Origin of the sequence: Pseudomonas putida, assembly GCF_028682395.1 — a bacterium.
Lineage (GTDB): Bacteria > Pseudomonadota > Gammaproteobacteria > Pseudomonadales > Pseudomonadaceae > Aquipseudomonas > Aquipseudomonas putida_AB.
The window spans coordinates 545,000-564,129 of record NZ_JANHLC010000001.1 but is presented as its reverse complement, the minus strand read 5'-3'; the positions used below and the strand labels follow the sequence as shown (position 1 = coordinate 564,129).

Annotated in this window: 22 protein-coding genes and 1 tRNA gene; 21 read left to right on the top strand and 2 right to left on the bottom strand. The window is 58.3% G+C overall.

Annotation, left to right across the window (positions count from 1 at the left end; genetic code table 11):
- Nucleotides 1-148 precede the first annotated feature (148 nt).
- Both NPS46_RS02695 and NPS46_RS02690 read left to right on the top strand, forming a co-directional pair.
- Entirely contained in the window at nucleotides 149-634 is a 486-nt protein-coding gene (locus NPS46_RS02695) for a YajQ family cyclic di-GMP-binding protein (RefSeq protein ID WP_274104843.1), read from the top strand.
- A gap of 134 nt (nucleotides 635-768) precedes the next feature.
- Nucleotides 769-1,611, top strand: coding sequence for a mechanosensitive ion channel family protein (locus NPS46_RS02690; protein WP_274104842.1), 843 nt, complete (start codon nucleotides 769-771; stop codon nucleotides 1,609-1,611).
- A gap of 269 nt (nucleotides 1,612-1,880) precedes the next feature.
- Here NPS46_RS02690 and NPS46_RS02685 read toward each other — a convergent pair whose 3' ends face one another.
- Complete coding sequence (locus tag NPS46_RS02685) at nucleotides 1,881-3,227, bottom strand: OprD family porin (RefSeq protein ID WP_274104841.1); 1,347 nt, start codon at nucleotides 3,225-3,227, stop codon at nucleotides 1,881-1,883.
- 943 nt (nucleotides 3,228-4,170) lie between these two features.
- Between NPS46_RS02685 and NPS46_RS02680 the strand changes: the two genes are divergently transcribed.
- Together NPS46_RS02680 and NPS46_RS02675 are read left to right on the top strand one after the other, a co-directional pair.
- Complete coding sequence (locus tag NPS46_RS02680) at nucleotides 4,171-4,602, top strand: HIT domain-containing protein (RefSeq protein ID WP_274104840.1); 432 nt, start codon at nucleotides 4,171-4,173, stop codon at nucleotides 4,600-4,602.
- Entirely contained in the window at nucleotides 4,599-4,805 is a 207-nt protein-coding gene (locus tag NPS46_RS02675) for a SlyX family protein (RefSeq protein ID WP_274104839.1), read from the top strand. The genes NPS46_RS02680 and NPS46_RS02675 overlap by 4 nt, the downstream gene beginning before the upstream one ends.
- A 70-nt stretch (nucleotides 4,806-4,875) precedes the next feature.
- On the opposite strand, the gene NPS46_RS02670 is transcribed toward NPS46_RS02675, so the two are convergent.
- The gene (locus NPS46_RS02670) at nucleotides 4,876-5,475 is read right to left on the bottom strand and encodes a cold-shock protein (protein ID WP_274104838.1); all 600 of its coding nucleotides are present in this window, start codon (nucleotides 5,473-5,475) and stop codon (nucleotides 4,876-4,878) included.
- Between the two features lie 397 nt (nucleotides 5,476-5,872).
- Here NPS46_RS02670 and NPS46_RS02665 point away from each other — a divergent pair, with 397 nt between their 5' ends.
- The 17 genes from NPS46_RS02665 (at nucleotide 5,873) to NPS46_RS02585 (ending at nucleotide 19,033) form a co-directional block, all read left to right on the top strand.
- Nucleotides 5,873-6,346 (top strand): Dps family protein, encoded by a 474-nt coding sequence (locus NPS46_RS02665; protein ID WP_274104837.1) that lies wholly within the window; start codon nucleotides 5,873-5,875, stop codon nucleotides 6,344-6,346.
- Nucleotides 6,347-6,521: 175 nt separating this feature from the next.
- The gene (locus NPS46_RS02660; protein ID WP_274104836.1) at nucleotides 6,522-6,743 is read left to right on the top strand and encodes an FmdB family zinc ribbon protein; all 222 of its coding nucleotides are present in this window, start codon (nucleotides 6,522-6,524) and stop codon (nucleotides 6,741-6,743) included.
- Nucleotides 6,744-6,840: 97 nt separating this feature from the next.
- Nucleotides 6,841-8,616 carry an aspartate--tRNA ligase gene (aspS, locus tag NPS46_RS02655; protein ID WP_274104835.1) on the top strand — a complete coding sequence of 592 codons (1,776 nt, stop codon included), beginning with the start codon at nucleotides 6,841-6,843 and terminating at the stop codon, nucleotides 8,614-8,616.
- 113 nt (nucleotides 8,617-8,729) lie between these two features.
- The gene (locus NPS46_RS02650) at nucleotides 8,730-9,476 is read left to right on the top strand and encodes a YebC/PmpR family DNA-binding transcriptional regulator (protein ID WP_274104834.1); all 747 of its coding nucleotides are present in this window, start codon (nucleotides 8,730-8,732) and stop codon (nucleotides 9,474-9,476) included.
- 141 nt (nucleotides 9,477-9,617) lie between these two features.
- Nucleotides 9,618-10,142 (top strand): crossover junction endodeoxyribonuclease RuvC, encoded by a 525-nt coding sequence (ruvC, locus tag NPS46_RS02645; protein ID WP_274104833.1) that lies wholly within the window; start codon nucleotides 9,618-9,620, stop codon nucleotides 10,140-10,142.
- Nucleotides 10,143-10,231: 89 nt separating this feature from the next.
- A complete protein-coding gene (ruvA, locus tag NPS46_RS02640) occupies nucleotides 10,232-10,846 on the top strand; it encodes a Holliday junction branch migration protein RuvA (protein ID WP_274104832.1) in 615 nt (204 codons plus the stop codon).
- On the top strand, nucleotides 10,847-11,908 hold the full coding sequence (gene ruvB, locus NPS46_RS02635) for a Holliday junction branch migration DNA helicase RuvB (protein WP_274104831.1): 1,062 nt from the start codon (nucleotides 10,847-10,849) through the stop codon (nucleotides 11,906-11,908). It begins immediately after the preceding gene.
- 136 nt (nucleotides 11,909-12,044) lie between these two features.
- Nucleotides 12,045-12,512 carry a tol-pal system-associated acyl-CoA thioesterase gene (gene ybgC, locus NPS46_RS02630; RefSeq protein WP_274104830.1) on the top strand — a complete coding sequence of 156 codons (468 nt, stop codon included), beginning with the start codon at nucleotides 12,045-12,047 and terminating at the stop codon, nucleotides 12,510-12,512.
- A complete protein-coding gene (gene tolQ / locus NPS46_RS02625; protein ID WP_274104829.1) occupies nucleotides 12,502-13,197 on the top strand; it encodes a protein TolQ in 696 nt (231 codons plus the stop codon). Before ybgC ends, tolQ begins: the two co-directional genes overlap by 11 nt.
- Nucleotides 13,198-13,210: 13 nt before the next feature.
- On the top strand, nucleotides 13,211-13,663 hold the full coding sequence (gene tolR / locus NPS46_RS02620) for a protein TolR (RefSeq protein WP_274104828.1): 453 nt from the start codon (nucleotides 13,211-13,213) through the stop codon (nucleotides 13,661-13,663).
- Entirely contained in the window at nucleotides 13,663-14,718 is a 1,056-nt protein-coding gene (gene tolA, locus NPS46_RS02615) for a cell envelope integrity protein TolA (protein WP_274104827.1), read from the top strand. The genes tolR and tolA overlap by 1 nt, the downstream gene beginning before the upstream one ends.
- 17 nt (nucleotides 14,719-14,735) lie before the next feature.
- Nucleotides 14,736-16,016: a Tol-Pal system beta propeller repeat protein TolB gene (gene tolB / locus NPS46_RS02610; RefSeq protein ID WP_274105379.1), complete on the top strand. Its 1,281-nt coding sequence runs from the start codon at nucleotides 14,736-14,738 to the stop codon at nucleotides 16,014-16,016.
- 52 nt (nucleotides 16,017-16,068) lie between these two features.
- Nucleotides 16,069-16,566, top strand: a complete 498-nt coding sequence (gene pal / locus NPS46_RS02605; protein WP_274104826.1) for a peptidoglycan-associated lipoprotein Pal — start codon at nucleotides 16,069-16,071, stop codon at nucleotides 16,564-16,566.
- Nucleotides 16,567-16,572: 6 nt separating this feature from the next.
- The gene (gene ybgF, locus NPS46_RS02600) at nucleotides 16,573-17,394 is read left to right on the top strand and encodes a tol-pal system protein YbgF (RefSeq protein WP_274104825.1); all 822 of its coding nucleotides are present in this window, start codon (nucleotides 16,573-16,575) and stop codon (nucleotides 17,392-17,394) included.
- 164 nt (nucleotides 17,395-17,558) lie between these two features.
- Entirely contained in the window at nucleotides 17,559-18,206 is a 648-nt protein-coding gene (gene queE, locus NPS46_RS02595; RefSeq protein ID WP_274104824.1) for a 7-carboxy-7-deazaguanine synthase QueE, read from the top strand.
- A gap of 1 nt (nucleotide 18,207) precedes the next feature.
- Nucleotides 18,208-18,897 (top strand): 7-cyano-7-deazaguanine synthase QueC, encoded by a 690-nt coding sequence (queC, locus tag NPS46_RS02590; RefSeq protein WP_274104823.1) that lies wholly within the window; start codon nucleotides 18,208-18,210, stop codon nucleotides 18,895-18,897.
- A 60-nt stretch (nucleotides 18,898-18,957) separates the two neighbouring features.
- Nucleotides 18,958-19,033, top strand: a tRNA-Lys gene (locus NPS46_RS02585).
- Nucleotides 19,034-19,130: the final 97 nt, after the last annotated feature.

Sequence of the window (19,130 nt, the reverse complement as noted above, 5' to 3'; positions counted from 1 at the left end):
AGCGTTGTACCCGGCAAGTGCGAAGATTGAGAACCGACATGGGGAGCTGCCCGTGAATGAGTGGGAAGAATCGCTATAATGAGCCCGCATTTTAACCCCGGCCGCGCTCCATCTGTATCGAGCCGTGCCTTATGACAGGAGAAATTACATGCCGTCGTTCGACGTGGTATCCGAACTGGACAAGCACGAAGTCACCAATGCGGTCGAAAACGCCGTCAAGGACCTGGACCGTCGCTACGACCTGAAGGGCAAGGGGACGTTCGAGTTCAAGGAAAAGGAACTGACGGTCAGCCTGACCGCCGAGGCCGAGTTCCAGCTTGAAGCGATGATCGAAATCCTCAAGCTGGCCCTGGTCAAGCGCAAGATCGATGTCAAAAGCCTGGAAGTCAAGGAAGCCTACGCCTCCGGAAAGCTGATGAAGCAGGACGCGGTTCTCAAGGAAGGTATCGACAAGGAGCTGGCGAAAAAGATCGTGGCGCATGTCAAGGACGCCAAGCTCAAGGTCCAGGCGGCGATTCAGGGCGAGCAGGTACGCATCACTGGCAAGAAACGCGATGACCTGCAGGAAGCCATTGCGGCCTTGCGTGCGCGGGATTTCGAGATGCCGCTGCAGTTCAACAATTTCCGGGACTGACCGAACGCCTTGGGAACCTCTGCCGGTATACGGCGTCCCAGGCCCGAGGCGCGTTGAATGCGATGTGTTCCACGGCATTGAGCTACGCGTGAGATGAGTAAGTGAGCCGGGCTCCCGGTGATCAGGAGAGATAGATGGATTTAAATGCTGAAGTGGATCAACTGATCAAGGCGTCCCAGGCCTGGATTCCGATGATCATGGAATACGGTAGCCGTGTGCTGCTGGCCATCATTACGCTGGGTATCGGTTGGTGGCTGATCAATCGCCTGACCGTGCGCCTGGGCCGTCTGTTGGCCCTACGCAGCGCTGACCTGGCACTGCAGGGCTTTATCAGCAGCCTGGCGAACATCGCCCTCAAGGTGATGCTGATCGTCAGTGTGGCCTCGATGATCGGTGTGGAGACCACTTCGTTCGTTGCCGCCATTGGTGCCGCCGGCCTGGCCATTGGCCTGGCCTTGCAGGGTAGCCTGGCGAACTTCGCCGGTGGGGTGTTGATCCTGTTGTTCCGCCCGTTTCGTATTGGCGACTTTATCGAGGCCCAGGGTATCAGCGGTACGGTCGATACCATCCAGATTTTCCACACCGTGCTGCGCACCGGTGATAACAAGACGGTCATTGTGCCTAACGGCAATCTATCGAACGGCATCATCACCAACTACAACCGCCAGCCGACCCGCAAGGTCGTGTTCGATGTGGGGGTGGATTACGAAGCGGACCTGCAGAAGGCCCGGGAAATTCTCTTGAACCTGGCCCAAGACCCGCGCGTTTTGGCCGATCCTGCGCCGGTTGCGGTGGTTTCGACCCTGGGTGACAGCTCGATCACTCTGTCGCTGCGAGTGTGGGTGAAAACCGCCGACTACTGGGATGTGCTGTTTATGTTCAATGAAAAGGCGCGTGACAGTCTGAAGGCGGCGGGTATTGATATTCCCTTTCCGCAGCGGGTGATACGTGTGGTTCAGGAAGCAGCAGCGAGCTAAATAGAAGTTCGATACCTGGCCGAGTGGTCAGGTATCGAACTTGTCAGTTGCAGGATTAATGGTAATGACGTTATTCCCTGGCCGACTGGCACTGTCTTTCATTCCAGTCTTGTTGCGTATCTTTCGTCATTGACACTTAACTCTTAGCTTGCGAATAAGTTGTTAGCTAGCTATTAAAAGCGTCCGTTGCAAGTTGGCATAAAAAAACCGCTTACCTGATACCAGGCAAGCGGTTTTTTGTTAGCGCGAACGCTAGATCGACAGCGGTATTACAAGATGCTCAGCGGGTACTCGACGATCAGACGCAGGTCGTTCAGGTCGTCGTAGTTGCTTTCGCTGTAGGCGCTGGTGGAGCGGTAATGAGCGTAACGAACGCGCATCGACAGATCCTTGGCCGGGCCTTCCTGGATTACGTACTTGGCTTCGGTATCCCACTCGTTTTCCTTGCCCTTGCGAGCGTCGGCCACGCCAGTGTCCACGTCATAGCCGCTGATGTAACGGGTCATGAAGCTCAGGCCCGGAACGCCGTAGGATGCCATGTTGATGTCGTAGCGAGCGCCCCAGGACTTCTCGTCCTTGCCCACGAAGTCGGAGATCTGTACCGAGTTGTTCAGGAACACGGTGCCACCGCCATCAACGCCATAGGCGTAGCCGGTATCGCCGCTCGAGCGCTGGTGGCTGAGGGTGAATTTGTGGGCGCCAATGCTATAGGCAGCTGCCAGGCTCCAGACCTTGTTGTCTACGTCGCCACCCAGCTTCTTGCCGTCGTCATTGGTGCGGTAGGCGTTCAGGTCGAAGTTCAGCGCCTGATCGTCAGTGATTGGCAGGGTGTAGTTGGCGTTGATGTACTGCTTCTTCCAGTAGTCTTGGACATCGGAAGCGTGCAAGCCCAGGCTCAGGTTCTCAACACCGGTGTAGGTGCCGCCAATGATGTTGGCGGAAGTCAGGCCCGGATTCTGGCGCAGGGAGCCATCGCGGGAGCGACCGTTGATGCTGTCGCGGCCCATGCCGGTTTGGCCGCTCATGGCGGTGAAACGGCCGCCAATCAGGTTCAGACCAGGGATTTCGTCAACGGTGATCAGGGTGCCGGTGGCCACTTCAGGCAGCAGGCGGCCGTCATCGGTCGAGAAGACCGGGCTGGCGACAACCTGGTTACCGTACTTGAGCACGGTGTTGGACAAACGCAGTTTGACTGCGGCGCCCGCCTTGGATTGGGTGTCGGCTGGCTCGCCGTCCTTGTTGTTGGCGAACAGGCCGTTACCGGCACGGCCCGAGCCGCCGTCGATACGGGCGGCGCCCATGGCCATGGCATCGATACCGAAGCCGACGGTGCCTTGGGTGAAGCCGGACTCGTAGTTGAGGAGGGTGCTGATGCCGCTGTCTTCACGGTAGCCGTTGATCGGGTTGTTATCGCCCGAGCCATTGGTGCCGTTGGCGCGGCGCGTGTTGCCTGCACCGTTCTTGAAGTCACGGTTCATGTACATGGCGCGGGTTTTCAGGTCCAGCTTGCTGTCTTCGAGAAAGCCCTTGGATTCGTCCTGGGCGGACGCCATAGCGTACTGCGAGGTGCCTGCTGCTACAGCCAGGGCGATCATGCTCCACTTCATCACGCGCATCGTGATTTGCTCCTTTGGTTTTAGGAAGAGTACTGCCGTCCCACCTGTTTTATTATCTGGGCGGCTCTTTCTTTTTGTGTCGGCGCAAACTTATATCACGCTGACAATGTTGGCGATACTTACCAATCTTTCCTTTCAGCTTCTTTACGAGCATGTCGCAAAATGCGTGGCCCATGTCGCAATTCACAACCCTGATGTATAGGGTTGATCAACTTCGGCACTCTTTATTCATGTGCGTTGGATAGAGTAAGGCGCTCTTCTGTCCAGCCCTTGAATATTCCCTTCGGTGCCTCAGCCCGCTTTTATTTTTTTTGCCTTAGCGGACCTTCATCCAGATAGGTCTGTTATGACGTGCTGTGTAGGAATGCAACAAGCGTGCACAAATTCACTACTCGCAACTTTTTTTTTCAAAGTCGCCGTCTGGTCAGCACCAAACCTCATGAACGCTTGGTTTTAAGAGCGTTTTGTTTGGCCTTGACGTGGCGTTTTTTCTGGCGGGCTTTGCTGTTTCTACGCTGATCGAGGCCCAAACGTTACCGGTTAACACCGTTTGTGGAGCGGTAGCGGGTAGTTTGTGCACCTGCTTTAGTCCTAATGGACTAATTTGGTGCGCAGGGCGGCGCAATGGGGAGCGGCTTTCTTTGTCTGGTTTTTCCGTAGCTTGTGCTGTTTGGAATGACTCATTCCTGGCGCTAGAGCGCTTGGGTCGGTTCTTCGATGATCGAAAATGGTGCGTCTGGTCATTTTTTTGACTGCGCGGCTATTGAGGGTCTAGCGCGGTGCGCATCCTCCTTTGGTGGGATATTTTGGGGCGCGAGGCGGATTGAACGGTTCACGATGAATCCGCTGGCTTTCGCGAGTATCCTTGCGCCATGGGGTTCATTGCGGCGCTTTTGAGCGGTCCGGGAACCGAAGGCTGAATCGTGGTGCAGGAGAAATCGCGGTGTTCGTTTTAGATGCGCGTTTGCAACAAGATACTTTGCAGATCGGAGATTTCCCCCTCTCCCGATTGTTGTTATCCAATGACGCCAATTACCCTTGGTTTATCCTGGTGCCCCGGCGCGCTGATATCAGTGAGTTGTTCGAACTCGATGCTCGTGACCAGGATCAGTTATGGCGCGAGACGACATTTCTGGCCCAGGCGCTCAAGTCGGTATTTGCCGCCGACAAGATGAATGTCGCGACGTTGGGCAATGTGGTGAGTCAGCTGCATATGCATGTCATCGTCCGCCAGGCAGACGATATCGCCTGGCCTGCTCCGGTCTGGGGGCGCCATCCGGCCCAGCCTTATACCGCTGAGCAGTGGGTGGCTGTGATTGAGCGCCTGCGGGGCAAGCTGGGCGATGATTTCGTTTTTGCGGAGGCTAAGGCATGACGCTCGAAGCGCGTGTGACCGAGCTGGAGACTCGCCTGGCCTTTCAGGATGACACCATTCAGGCGCTCAATGATGTGCTGGTCGAGCAGCAGCGAGTGGTCGAGCGCCTGCAACTGCAAATGGCGGCGCTGATCAAGCGGCATGAGGAGATGGTCGGTCAGTTCGGCTCGTTCGAAGAAGATGCGCCGCCGCCGCACTACTGAGCGCCAAGGGGCAGGCAAGAAAAAACCGCGATGCAGCCAGGCTGCAGCGCGGTTTTTTTAGCGCTGCGAATCAGCGGCGAGGCAGGGCGGCAATTACATCTTCAGCCTGCAATCCCTTGTCCCGGTTCATCACCGAGAACTCAACGCGCTGGCCTTCGACCAGAACGCGATGACCTTCGCCACGGATAGCGCGGAAGTGGACGAAAATATCGTCACCGGAGTCGCGGGAAATAAAGCCGAACCCCTTGGAGGTGTTGAACCACTTCACGGTGCCGGTATCGCGGTTGGTCATGTCATAGCTTTGGTTGATGGCCGGGGATGACTTGTAGAAGCTGACGGCCAGGTGTAGCAAAACCGCGATGACTGCTGCGCCGAGGCTCAGGAGGATCGCCGGTTGGCCGCCGATCAATGGCAGCGGAGCCAGCAGGACCAGGGTTTGCAGGACGACTGACAGCACCAGTAGCGCGCTGACAAGGTTTTGCAGTTGATGTCGCGTGCCTTTGTTCCAGTAAGGGATGACAGGCGCGAGGACCAGGTTGAGCAGTCCAAAGAACGCCAGGTACAGCGCGTCGGGTTGTTGCAGGTAAGGAACGGCTTCTGAATGCAGGCTCGGGATAAAGGACAGCAGCAGGGCGGCTACGCCCGTTAGCAGATGGACGATTTTCAACATTTCAATTGACTCGCATTTAAGATGGATCGCAAGAGAAGAGCTGATTGCGCACGGTTCGCTTCTGAACAGTTGGAGGCGGTAGGCACGTGCTCGGGATCAGCCTATGCGCGGTCTTCAAGGTTTTGATGACGACGACACGTTGTCTATTTAACAGCAAAGCCTGGGCCTACTCAAATCAGCCTTACGTGCGTCGCGCGTGGGGTGGCGCGGTGCTAACGGTAAAAATCGAGCAAAGCCCCGGGGCAGAGCGCTACAACCCGTATTGGCCGACTTTTTTCGAGTGTATTGGCGTATTCGGGCAATTTGCCGCGGAGCTTGGGCTGCAGGGGCACCCCACTCTTGCTAGAGTGACGTTGGCCCGCATGGGGTGTAGTCCAATCGACGCAAGGAGATGACCATGGCAATTGATATCGGTATCAGTGAAGAAGATCGCAAGTCGATCGTGGACGGGCTCTCCCGGCTCCTTTCCGATACGTATGTGCTTTACCTCAAGACCCATAACTTTCATTGGAATGTCAGCGGCCCGATGTTCCGCACCTTGCACCTGATGTTCGAGGAGCAATACAACGAGCTGGCCCTGGCGGTCGATCTGATCGCCGAGCGTATCCGTGCTCTCGGATTCCCTGCGCCGGGGACCTATTCGACCTACGCCCGTTTGTCTTCGATCAAGGAAGAGGAGGGCGTGCCGGCGGCCGAGGACATGATCCGGCAACTGGTCCAGGGCCAGGAAGCCGTGGTGCGCACGGCACGGGGCATCTTCCCGCTACTGGACAAGGTCAGTGACGAACCGACCGCCGATCTGTTGACCCAGCGTATGCAGGTCCATGAAAAGACCGCCTGGATGCTGCGTTCCATGCTCGAACAGCATTAAGACATGGGCGTGAAGAAGGCCGTTGGTCTTCTTCACGCCGTGGCGACCCGTGCAGGCGCTCGACGGCACCGGCTGCACAGGGGCGATTTACCAGATATAATCGCGCTCTTTGCTGCGTAGCCCTGCCGGGTTCGCGCTGTATCGATGTAGTTATCTGGTTGCCGAGACAATCCCAATGCCGATGTACGACTATCAATGCGCTTCCTGTGGTCATCAATTGGAAGCCATTCAAAAGATCAGCGCTCCCGCGTTGGTTGACTGCCCTGCCTGCCAGGCGCCAGAGCTGAAGAAAATGTTGTCGATGCCGGGCTTTCGCCTCAGTGGCAATGGCTGGTACGAGACTGACTTCAAGACCGGTACAAAGAAGAATCTGGCCGGTGGCGACAAAGCCGACTGAATGAGTGACACACGCGTAGGCTCTTGCTACGACCCCGACACCCTGGGTGCGCAAGGCCTCTACCGAATTCCGAATTACGAGAAGTGAAAACACGACCATGATGCGCAGCCATTATTGCGGCCAACTGAACGAGAGCCTGGACGGCCAGGAAATTACCCTTTGCGGCTGGGTTCACCGTCGCCGTGACCACGGTGGGGTTATCTTCCTCGATATCCGTGACCGTGAAGGCCTGGCGCAGGTAGTGTTCGACCCGGATCGCGCCGATACCTTCGCCGCTGCCGACCGGGTGCGCAGTGAATATGTGGTCAAGATCACCGGCAAGGTGCGGTTGCGTCCTGCTGGCGCGGTCAATGCCAACATGGCTTCCGGTGGCATCGAAGTCCTGGGTTATGAGCTGGAAGTCCTGAACGAAGCGGAAACCCCGCCGTTCCCGCTCAATGAATACTCCGACGTTGGCGAAGAAACCCGCCTGCGCTATCGCTTTATCGACCTGCGTCGTCCGGAAATGGCGGAAAAGCTGCGTCTGCGTTCGCGCATGACCACCAGCATCCGTCGTTTCCTGGACGAGAATGGTTTCCTCGATGTCGAAACGCCAATCCTGACCCGGGCCACCCCGGAAGGTGCGCGTGACTACCTGGTGCCGAGCCGTACCCACGCCGGTAGCTTCTTTGCCCTGCCGCAGTCGCCGCAACTGTTCAAGCAACTGCTGATGGTTGCCGGCTTTGATCGCTACTACCAGATCGCCAAGTGCTTCCGCGATGAAGACCTGCGCGCTGACCGCCAGCCGGAATTCACCCAGATCGACATCGAGACCAGCTTCCTCGATGAAAAAGACATCATGGGCCTGACCGAAGGCATGATCCGCAACCTGTTCAAGGAAGTGTTGGATCTGGAGTTCGGCGAATTCCCGCACATGACCTGGGAAGAGGCCATGCGCCGCTACGGTTCGGACAAGCCGGACCTGCGCAACCCGCTGGAACTGGTGGACGTTGCCGACCAGCTTAAGGACGTGGAATTCAAAGTGTTCAGCGGCCCGGCCAATGATCCGAACAGCCGCGTTGCCGCCTTGCGCGTACCGGGTGGGGCGAGCATGCCGCGCAGTCGCATCGACGACTACACCAAGTTCGTTGGCATCTACGGTGCCAAGGGCCTGGCCTACATCAAGGTCAACGAGCGCGCCAAGGGCGTGGAAGGCCTGCAGTCGCCTATCGTCAAGAACATCCCGGAAGCGGCGCTGAACGTGATCCTCGATCGCGTGGGTGCAGTCGACGGCGATATCGTGTTCTTCGGCGCCGACAAGGCGAAGATTGTCAGCGAAGCCCTGGGCGCGCTGCGGATCAAGGTTGGCAACGATCTCGAGCTGCTGACCTGCCAGTGGGCACCGCTGTGGGTCGTCGACTTCCCGATGTTCGAGCAGAACGACGATGGTAGCTTCACCGCACTGCACCACCCGTTCACCGCGCCTAAGTGCTCGCCGCAAGAGCTGGAGGCCAACCCGGCCACCGCGCTGTCGCGTGCCTATGACATGGTGCTCAACGGTACCGAGCTGGGTGGCGGTTCGATCCGTATCCACCGCAAGGACATGCAGCAAGCCGTCTTCCGCCTGTTGGGCATCACTGAGGCAGAACAGGAAGAGAAATTCGGCTTCCTGCTCGACGCCCTGAAATATGGTGCTCCGCCCCACGGTGGTCTGGCCTTTGGTCTGGATCGTCTGGTGATGTTGATGACCGGTGCCCAGTCGATCCGTGAAGTGATTGCCTTCCCGAAAACCCAGAGCGCGGCCTGCGTCATGACCCAGGCGCCGGGGTTGGTGGACAACAAGGCACTGCGCGAACTGCATATCCGTTTGCGCGAACAGCCCAAGGCTGAGTAAGTGACCGAGGCGCATCCCAGGATGCGCCTTTGTATTTGGTCGAGATTTTTCCTTGTTCGCAGCGCTGCTTCAGGGGTGCGGGCAATGTTTCAAGAGAAGGGTTGGAGCGAGTTATGGCGGGTCATTCCAAGTGGGCGAACATCAAGCACCGCAAAGAGCGTCAGGATGCCAAGAAAGGCAAGATTTTCACCAAGTGGATTCGTGAGCTGACGGTCGCTGCTCGCCAGGGCGGCGGCGATCCGGCGTCCAACCCACGCTTGCGCTTGGCTCAGGACAAGGCGCTGAGCGCGAACATGAGCCGCGATATCATCGACCGGGCAATCGCCCGGGGCGCCGGCGCTGCCGATGGCGACGATGTCGAGGAGCTGGGCTACGAGGGCTACGGCCCAGGTGGCGTGGCGATCATGGTCGAAACCATGACCGACAACCGTAACCGTACTGCGGCAGCCGTGCGTCATGCTTTCAGCAAGTGTGGCGGCAACCTGGGGACTGACGGTTCGGTGGCCTACCTGTTCGAGCGCAAGGGGCAGATTTCCTTCGCCGCGGGCGTCGACGAGGACGCGCTGATCGAGGCGGCAATGGAGGCCGATGCCGACGATGTGGTGACCAACGAGGATGGCTCCATCGATGTGTTCACCTCGTTCGCCGGCTTCTATGCCGTGCGCAATGCCTTGGAGGCGGCGGGGTTCAAGGCTGACGACGCAGAGATCGTGATGTTGCCCACGACCACCGCGGAGCTGGATCTGGAGGGTGCGGAAAAGGTCTTGAAGCTGATCGACATGCTTGAAGACCTGGACGATGTGCAAAACGTCTATTCCAACGCCGAAATTCCTGAAGCGGTCCTGGAACAACTCGGCTGACTGCACGCGAGTCGTTGCGCGGTACTATCCTGAAGCCGCAAGCCCCCTGCGCTGATCGAGCGCGTTGGGGGCTTGCGGCTTCTGTCTTCAAACCGGTGCGCGGTATGTGCGCAAGGTATTCATTTTCAAGCTGCAGGCGCTATGACTCTTATTCTAGGTATCGACCCCGGTTCGCGGATTACCGGTTATGGCGTGGTACGCGACACCGGTCGGGGCTGTATTTATGTGGCGTCGGGCTGTATCCGCACCGGTAGCGGCGAGTTGCACGATCGCTTGCAGGCGGTGTACCGGGGCGTGCGCGAGGTTATCCAGACCTACGAGCCGATCACCATGGGGATCGAGAAGGTCTTTATGGCCAAGAACGCTGATTCGGCCCTGAAGTTGGGTCAGGCGCGTGGCGCTGCCATCGTCGCGGGCGCGGAGGAAAACCTGGAGATTGCCGAGTACACCGCGACCCAGGTCAAGCAGGCGGTCGCCGGAACTGGCGGGGCGAACAAGGACCAGGTCATGCTGATGGTGATGCATTTGCTCAAGCTCACCAGCAAGCCCCAGGTCGATGCCTCGGATGCCCTGGCCATCGCCCTGTGCCATGCTCATACCCGCTCCAGCTTGCTACCCCATGGCCTGGGCATGGCACGCAGTCGTGGCGGCCGTCTGCGTCTCTGATAGCATCGACGCCCGTACCGCTGCTCAATAGTCCAGGTCCGCTCTGGCGCCTGATGCCGGGGAGCTGACCGAAATTTAAGGATTTGAACGTGATTGGACGCTTGCGCGGCACCTTGGCTGAGAAACAGCCGCCGCACCTGATTCTGGATGTGAATGGCCTCGGCTACGAGCTGGAAGTGCCCATGACCACCCTCTACCGTTTACCGTCGGTCGGTGAGCCGCTGACGCTGCACACGCACCTGGTCGTGCGTGAAGACGCCCAGCTACTCTACGGCTTTGTCGGCAAGCGTGAGCGCGACTTTTTTCGCGAGCTGATCCGCCTCAATGGCGTAGGTCCCAAACTGGCGCTGGCCTTGATGTCGAGTCTTGAGGTCGATGAGTTGGTACGTTGTGTCCAGGCCCAGGATACGTCGGCGCTGGTCAAGGTGCCGGGCGTTGGCAAAAAGACCGCTGAACGGTTGTTGGTCGAACTCAAGGACCGTTTCAAGGCCTGGGAAACGGTGCCGAGCATGTTCGCCCTGGTGCCGAACCAGCCTGATGGAGCTGCGCCGGCTGCCCAGCCGAGCGCCGAGACCGATGCGGTCAGCGCGCTGATCTCCCTGGGCTACAAGCCCCAGGAAGCGAGCAAGGCGGTTTCGGCCATCAAGGACAAGAACCTGAGCAGTGAAGACATGATCCGCCGTGCCCTGAAGGGAATGATTTAAGTGATTGAAGCTGACCGTCTGATAACCGCCTCCAGTGGGCGCGACCGCGAAGAGATTCAGGATCGCGCGATCCGGCCCCTGAGCCTGGCCGAGTACATTGGCCAGCCCAAGGTGAAGGAGCAGATGGAGCTGTTTATCCAGGCCGCTCGCGGGCGTAATGAGTCCCTGGATCACACGCTGATCTTTGGTCCGCCCGGGCTGGGCAAGACAACCCTGGCCAATATCATTGCCCAGGAAATGGGGGTGTCGATCAAAAGCACTTCGGGCCCGGTGCTTGAGCGCCCCGGCGACCTGGCGGCGCTACTGACCAATCTTGAGCCGCACGATGTGCTGTTTATCGATGAAATCCATCGTCTTTCGCCGATTGTCGAGGAAGTGCTGTACCCCGCGATGGAGGATTTCCAGCTCGATATCATGATCGGCGAAGGGCCGGCGGCGCGTTCGATCAAGCTCGACCTGCCGCCCTTCACCCTGGTCGGTGCCACGACCCGCGCCGGCATGCTGACCAATCCGCTGCGCGACCGTTTCGGCATCGTGCAGCGCCTGGAGTTCTACAGCACGGACGACCTGGCAACGATTGTCAGCCGTTCGGGCGGGATTCTCGGGCTGCCCATCGAGGCGGCAGGTGCCTACGAGGTGGCTCGCCGGGCCCGTGGTACGCCACGGATCGCCAATCGGCTGCTGCGCCGCGTGCGTGACTTTGCCGAGGTTCGGGCGAAGGGGCAGATCACCAAGGCGGTGGCAGACCTGGCATTGAACCTGCTGGATGTGGACGAACATGGTTTCGACCATCAGGACCGACGGCTACTGCTGACCATGATCGAGAAGTTCGACGGCGGCCCGGTGGGGGTCGACAGCCTGGCAGCGGCGATCAGCGAAGAGCGCCACACCATTGAAGATGTGCTGGAGCCGTACCTGATCCAGCAGGGCTATATCATGCGTACACCGCGCGGGCGGGTAGTGACGCGACATGCTTATTTACATTTCGGGTTGAATATTCCTTCGCGGTTGGGGGAAATGCCTGTAGTAGACGAATTTCTGGACGCGTTGGACGAGTCATGATCTCTGGGGGGCGTCAATTTTTTTGTCTTTGTGCTGTCCTATAGGCTGGCGTGATCGTTCCTGCTGAATAAAGTCGTCGAACAATGAAAAACAGTTGTCTGGCCGGATTGGCAACCTGAGGAGTAAGCACTAGAGTATGCGCGCGCAAAACGGGCTCCAGTCGTTCGCACATCGTTGTCGCGTTTATTACGAGGACACCGATGCTGGCGGCATCGTGTATTACGTCAATTACTTAAAGTTTATGGAACGGGCTCGAACCGAGCGGTTGCGGGATCTGGGGTTTGCCCAGTCCGAGCTGGTGGGGGAGAACCTGTTGTTTGTCGTGCATTCCAGCGAGGCCCGTTATCACGTGCCGGCGCGGCTGGACGACGAGCTGCTGGTAAGTGCCGAAGTGATCGAATTGAACCGTGCCAGCCTGCGCTTCAAGCAGCAGGTCAGGCGGGCAACGGATAACGTGCTGCTCTGTGAAGGGCAGTTTCTGGTGGCCTGTGTGCGCGCCGATAGTTTGAAACCCCGGGCCATTCCCGAAGCTTTGCGTGCGGCCTTTGCCGCCGCGAGCGGCGCGGGTACACACTCAGAGCAGGAGATAAAGCGTGGAAGCTAACGTCGTCGACCATTCCTCCATGTGGAGCTTGGTCAGCAATGCCAGTGTCGTTGTGCAGTTGGTAATGCTGATCCTGGTGGCCGCATCGGTGACCTCATGGGTCATGATTTTTCAGCGCAGCAACCTGCTGCGCGCTGGCCGCCGTGCCCTGGAGAGCTTCGAGGAGCGTTTCTGGTCGGGTATCGACCTGTCGAAACTCTATCGCCAGGCGGGTAGCAATCCTGATCCGGACTCCGGTGTCGAGCAGATCTTTCGTGCCGGCTTCAAGGAATTCTCCCGCCTGCGTCAGCAGCCGGGCGTTGAGCCTGAAGCGGTAATGGAAGGTGTTGCTCGCGCCATGCGCGTTGCGATTTCCCGCGAAGAAGAGAAGCTTGAACAGAGCTTGCCATTTCTTGCGACTGTCGGCTCCGTCAGCCCGTATATCGGCCTGTTCGGTACCGTCTGGGGGATCATGAACTCCTTCCGCGGTCTGGCGACTGCCCAGCAAGCGACCCTGGCCACTGTGGCCCCGGGTATTGCCGAAGCGCTGATCGCCACGGCGATCGGTCTGTTCGCGGCCATCCCGGCGGTGATCGCCTACAACCGTTTTGCCGCACGCGGTGAAACGCTGATCAGCCGTTACTACACCTTCGCCGACGAGTTCCAGGCGATCCTGCACCGTAAAGTGCACACCAGCGAAGAGTGAGCAGGTAATTCCCATGGCCCGAGTTCGCCACAAACGCAAGCCGGTCGCCGAGATGAACGTGGTGCCCTACATCGACGTGATGTTGGTACTGCTGGTTATCTTCATGGTTACCGCGCCCATGCTCAATCAGGGTGTGAAGGTCGATCTGCCCAAGGTTTCCAGTGAAGCCCTGCCGCAGGACAACAACACCCAGGTCCTGACCATTTCGATCAAGGCCGACAAGACCTATTACTGGAACCTTGGCAGCGAAGTCGATACCGACAAGCAGCAAGACAGGGCCATGACCCTGCCTCAGATGACGGATGCGGTGACCAAGATCATCCGTGCCGGCAACGAAGGCGGCAAACACACCCAGGTCTTTATCCGGGGCGACAAGAGTGTCGACTACGGATCGGTCATGGGTGCCATGGGGGGCCTGCAGCAAGCCGGGGTCGGTAACGTTGGCCTGATTACCGAGGCGCCCTGATGCAGCAACAGCGAGAGCCGTCCGCCTCGGAAAGCTACTTCTGGCCCAGTGTCTGGGCCATTGCTCTGCATGTCCTGGTATTTGGCCTGCTGTTCGTCAGCTTTGCCATGACGCCTGAGCTGCCGCCTGCCAAGCCGTTTGTGCAGGCGACCTTGTACCAGTTGAAGTCCAAGAGCCCGGCGACGACCCAGACCAACAAGAAAATTGCTGGAGAGGCGAAGAAGACTGCCGCGCGCCAGACTGAAGAAGAGCAGCTGGAGCAGAAGAAGGTCGAGCAGGAAGCCATAAAGGCTGCGGAACAAAAGAAAGAAGACGCGGCTCAAAAAGCCGAGGAATCCAAGAAGGCCGACGAAGCCAAAAAAGCGGATGAGGCCAAAAAGGCTGATGAAGCCAAGAAAGCCGATGATGCCAAGAAGGCAGCCGAAGCGAAAAAGGCCGAAGAGAAAAAGCTAGCCGATATCGCCAAGAAAAAGTCTGAGGAAGAGGCCAAGAAGGCTGCTGAAGAAGAGGCCAAGAAAAAGGCCGCTGAAGAAGCGAAGAAAAAGATCGTCGAGGACGCGAAGAAGAAAGCGGCCGAAGACGCCAAGAAAAAGACTGCAGCCGAAGAAGCGAAGAAAAAGGCCGCTGCCGATGCCGCCAAGAAAAAGGCTCAGGACGCGGCGCGTAAAGCGACCGAGGACAAAAAGGCCCAGGCCCTGGCGGACTTGCTGTCCGACAAGCCCGAGCGCGAAGCGGCGATGGCGGACGAGGTGGGTGAGCAGGTTTCAGGGAATTTCGATGACCTGATTCGCTTGCGCACTGCCGAAGGCTGGAATCGTCCGCCGTCGGCTCGCAAAGGCATGAAAGTTGAGTTGCAGGTCGGCATGCTGCCGGACGGCACGATAACCACGGTGAGCGTGTCTCACTCAAGCGGTGATGGCCCGTTCGATGCTTCGGCGGTAGCGGCAGTCAAGAATATTGGGCGTTTGACGGAAATGCAGGGGTTGAGTGCGAAGGAATTCGCTCCCTATCGTTCGTTCAAAGTTACATTCACACCTGAGGATCTAGCCTTGTGAGAAACCTTCTTCGAGGAATGCTTGTCGTTATTTGCTGTATGGCAGGGATAGCGGCTGCGGATGAAAAGAACATCCTGGTTACCAGTGGTAGCGACCGGGCAACGCCGATCGCGGTGGTGCCTTTTGGCTGGCAGGGTGGCAGCGTGCTGCCGGACGACATGGCCGAGATCATTGGCAATGACCTGCGCAACTCGGGTTATTACGGGCCGATTCCACGCCAGAACATGATCAGCCTGCCGACTCAGGCCAGCGAAATCATCTACCGTGATTGGAAGGCCCTGGGCGCTCAGTACATCATGGTCGGCAATATTGTTCCGGCGGGCGGTCGCCTGCAGGTGCAGTACGCGCTGTTCAACGTCGCGACCGAGCAGCAGGTGCTGACCGGCAGCGTGTCGGGCAGTGTCGATCAGTTGCGCGATATGGCGCACTACATCGCCGATCAGTCGTTCGAAAAACTCACCGGTATTAAAGGCGCGTTTTCGACACGCATCCTGTATGTGACGGCTGAGCGTTTCTCGACCAATAGCACGCGTTACACCTTGCAGCGCTCGGACTATGACGGTGCTCGCGCCGTGACCCTGCTGCAATCGCGCGAGCCGATCCTGTCGCCACGCTTCGCGCCGGATGGCAAGCGTATTGCCTATGTGTCGTTCGAGCAGAAGCGTCCGCGCATTTTCGTGCAGCACATCGACACCGGTCGTCGTGAGCAGATCACCAACTTCGAAGGCCTCAACGGTGCACCCGCCTGGTCTCCGGATGGTTCGCGCCTGGCGTTCGTGCTGTCCAAGGACGGCAACCCGGACATCTACATCATGACGCTGGCGACTCGGCAGATCTCGCGCGTTACCAGCGGCCCGGGCATCAATACCGAGCCGTTCTTCGGCAAGGACGGCTCGACGCTTTATTTCACGTCCGACCGTGGCGGCAAACCGCAGATCTACAAATCATCGGTAGGCGGTGGTGGTGCCGAGCGTGTGACGTTCGTGGGTAACTACAATGCGAATCCGAAGCTTTCGGCGGATGAAAAAACCCTGGTGATGATCCATCGTCAGGACGGTTTCACCAACTTCAAGGTCGCGGCTCAGGATTTGCAGCGTGGCAGCGTAAAAATTCTTACAGATAGCACTCTTGACGAGTCGCCTACTGTTGCGCCCAACGGCACCATGGTAATCTACGCCACCCGCCAGCAGGGCCGGGGAGTCTTGATGCTCGTGTCCATAAATGGACGCGTAAGGCTCCCGCTTCCTACCGCTCAAGGCGAAGTCAGAGAACCGTCCTGGTCCCCTTTCCTGAACTGACGCGGCGCTACACGTTTTACTTAACACACTGGGGTTCATTAGGAGTTTCACGATGGAAATGCTGAAGTTTGGTAAATTCGCTGCGCTGGCCCTGGCCATGGCTGTAGCTGTAGGTTGCTCGTCCAAAGGCGGCGACAACGCCGGTGAAGGCGCTGTTGATCCAAACGCTGGTTACGGCGCTAACACTGGTGCTGTTGACGGCTCCCTGAGCGAAGAAGCTGCTCTGCGCGCAATCACCACCTTCTACTTCGAATACGACAGCTCGGACCTGAAGCCAGAAGCCATGCGCGCTCTGGACGTTCACGCCAAAGACCTGAAAGCCGCTGGCAACCGCGTCGTTCTGGAAGGCAACACCGACGAACGTGGTACTCGCGAGTACAACATGGCACTGGGCGAGCGTCGTGCTAAAGCCGTTCAACGCTACCTGGTTCTGCAGGGCGTTTCCCCTGCACAGCTGGAATTGGTTTCCTACGGTGAAGAGCGTCCAGTTGCTACCGGCAACGACGAGCAATCCTGGGCTCAAAACCGTCGCGTCGAACTGCGTAAGTAATTCGTCATGCGAACGTGCCGTCGTGCTGTAACTGTTCTGGCTCTCAGCCTCGCCCCGCTTGCGGTGTGGGCTGCGGTTCCTGTGGTCGATGACAACTCTGGCTATAACAATGGCGGGGGCAGTTATCCTCCAGCGGGTTACGGTACGAACGGCGCCTATGCCGGGGGAGGGGCTACGGCCCCGACTTCGGCACAGGGCGAGCTGTTTATGCAACTGCAGCAAATGCAGGAACAGATCGCACGCCAACAAGGTGTGATCGAAGTTCTGCAAAATGATGTTCAGCGCATGAAGCAAGAAAACCTGGAGCGTTATCAGGATCTTGATCGGCGCCTGGCGGCCGGCACTGCTCCCGCAGCTGCAGCCCCTGACAATTCATCTTCTGCTGGTGGTGATACTGCCGGCAATAGCGCAGCCCCTGCACCTCAGGCGGCTGCCAGTAGCGAACCGGGTGATCCGGCGAAGGAAAAGCTCTATTACGATGCTGCCTTCGACCTGATCAAAGCCAAGGATTTTGACAAGGCTGCCCTGGCTTTCGCGGCGTTTCTGCGTAAGTACCCCAATAGTCAGTACGCGGGCAATGCCCAGTACTGGCTGGGTGAAGTAAACCTGGCCAAAGGCGACCTGCAAGGTGCTGGCCAGGCCTTCGCCAAGGTGAGCCAGCTTTATCCAAAGCATGCCAAGGTGCCGGATTCGTTGTACAAGCTGGCCGATGTCGAGCGTCGCTTGGGTCATACCGACAAGGTGAAGGGTATTTTGCAGCAGGTGATTGCCCAGTATCCGGGTACTTCGGCTGCTCAGCTTGCCCAGCGTGACCTGCAGCGCATGTGATGTGCCGTTGGCTGATTGGAAGAAACCCGCGCTTGTCGCGGGTTTTTTCGTTAGAATTACTGCCCTTTTTATGCAACACGCTGCTTTGGACTGCGCGATAGCGGGTTCATTGTGGTGCCTGACGGAGGCGGACAGCCTGTTTAGCTGTTACGCCCGTGGCGGATATGCAAGACACATTGAGAATTACCGAAGTTTTTTACTCGTTGCAGGGTGAAACGCGTACTGCTGGCTTGCCCACAGTATTTGTTCGTCTGACGGGTTGCCCGCTGCGCTGCCAGTATTGCGACAGCGCCTACGCCTTCAGTGGCGGCTCGATCATGTCTCTGGAGAGTATTCTGGAGCAGGTCGCGGCCTATCGCCCGCGCTATGTCTGCGTGACCGGCGGCGAGCCGCTGGCCCAGCCCAATGCCATTCCTCTGCTCAAGCAGCTCTGTGATGCCGGTTACGAGGTGTCCCTGGAGACCAGTGGCTCTCTGGACATCTCGCCGGTTGACCTGCGCGTCAGCCGGGTGCTCGACCTGAAGACCCCGGGGTCCAAGGAAGCGCACCGCAATCGCTATGAAAATATTCCGTTGCTGACCGCCAACGACCAGGTCAAGTTCGTGATCTGCTCGCGCGAAGACTACGATTGGTCGGTTTCCAAGCTGATTGAGTACGGTCTGGAGCGTCGGGCGGGCGAGGTGCTGTTTTCACCGAGCCATCACGACCTGCAGGCGCGAGACCTGGCTGACTGGATCGTGGCCGATAATCTGCCGGTACGCCTGCAGATGCAGTTGCACAAATATCTTTGGAACGACGAGCCGGGGCGCTGATATGACCGAACAACACACTGCGGTAAAGAAAGCCGTCATCCTGCTGTCCGGTGGCCTGGACTCGGCCACTGTCGTGGCACTCGCGAAAGCAGATGGTTTTACCTGCTACACCATGAGTTTCGACTATGGCCAGCGTCATCGTTCCGAGCTGGAGGCCGCTGCGCGCGTGGCGCGCGATCTGGGGGCGGTTGAGCACAAGGTGATCGGCCTGAATCTGGACGGTATCGGTGGCTCGGCGCTGACTGACAGTAGCATCGATGTGCCGGAGACGCCAGGCGAGGGGATTCCAGTGACCTACGTGCCGGCACGCAATACGGTGTTTCTGTCGCTGGCGCTGGGTTGGGCTGAGGTGCTTGAAGCGCGGGATATTTTTATCGGTGTGAATGCGGTGGACTACTCCGGTTATCCGGATTGCCGCCCGGAGTTCGTCGAGTCCTTCGAGCGTATGGCCAACCTGGCCACCAAGGCCGGTGTCGAGGGGCGAGGGTTTCGTATCCAGGCGCCGCTGCAGAACTTGAGCAAGGCCGATATCGTCAAGGCCGGGACACGGCTTGGGGTTGATTACAGCCTGACGGTTTCCTGCTATCAGGCCGATGGTGAGGGGCGTGCATGTGGCAAGTGCGATAGCTGCCGCCTGCGCGCAGAAGGGTTCAAGGCGGCCGGAATTGCCGATCCAACGCGTTATTTTTGATTTTTTTGCTTTGGGGTATTGAATTCCCGTTAGAAATCAGTATTATACGCGCCACACAACGGGTCGTTAGCTCAGTTGGTAGAGCAGTTGGCTTTTAACCAATTGGTCGTAGGTTCGAATCCCACACGACCCACCATACGTTGTTGAAAAACCTGGAAGGCCCACGCAAGTGAGGTGTTCCAGGTTTTTTTTCGTCTGGGGAAAAGTTCGATCTCGGGGTGAGTGCCAGGACG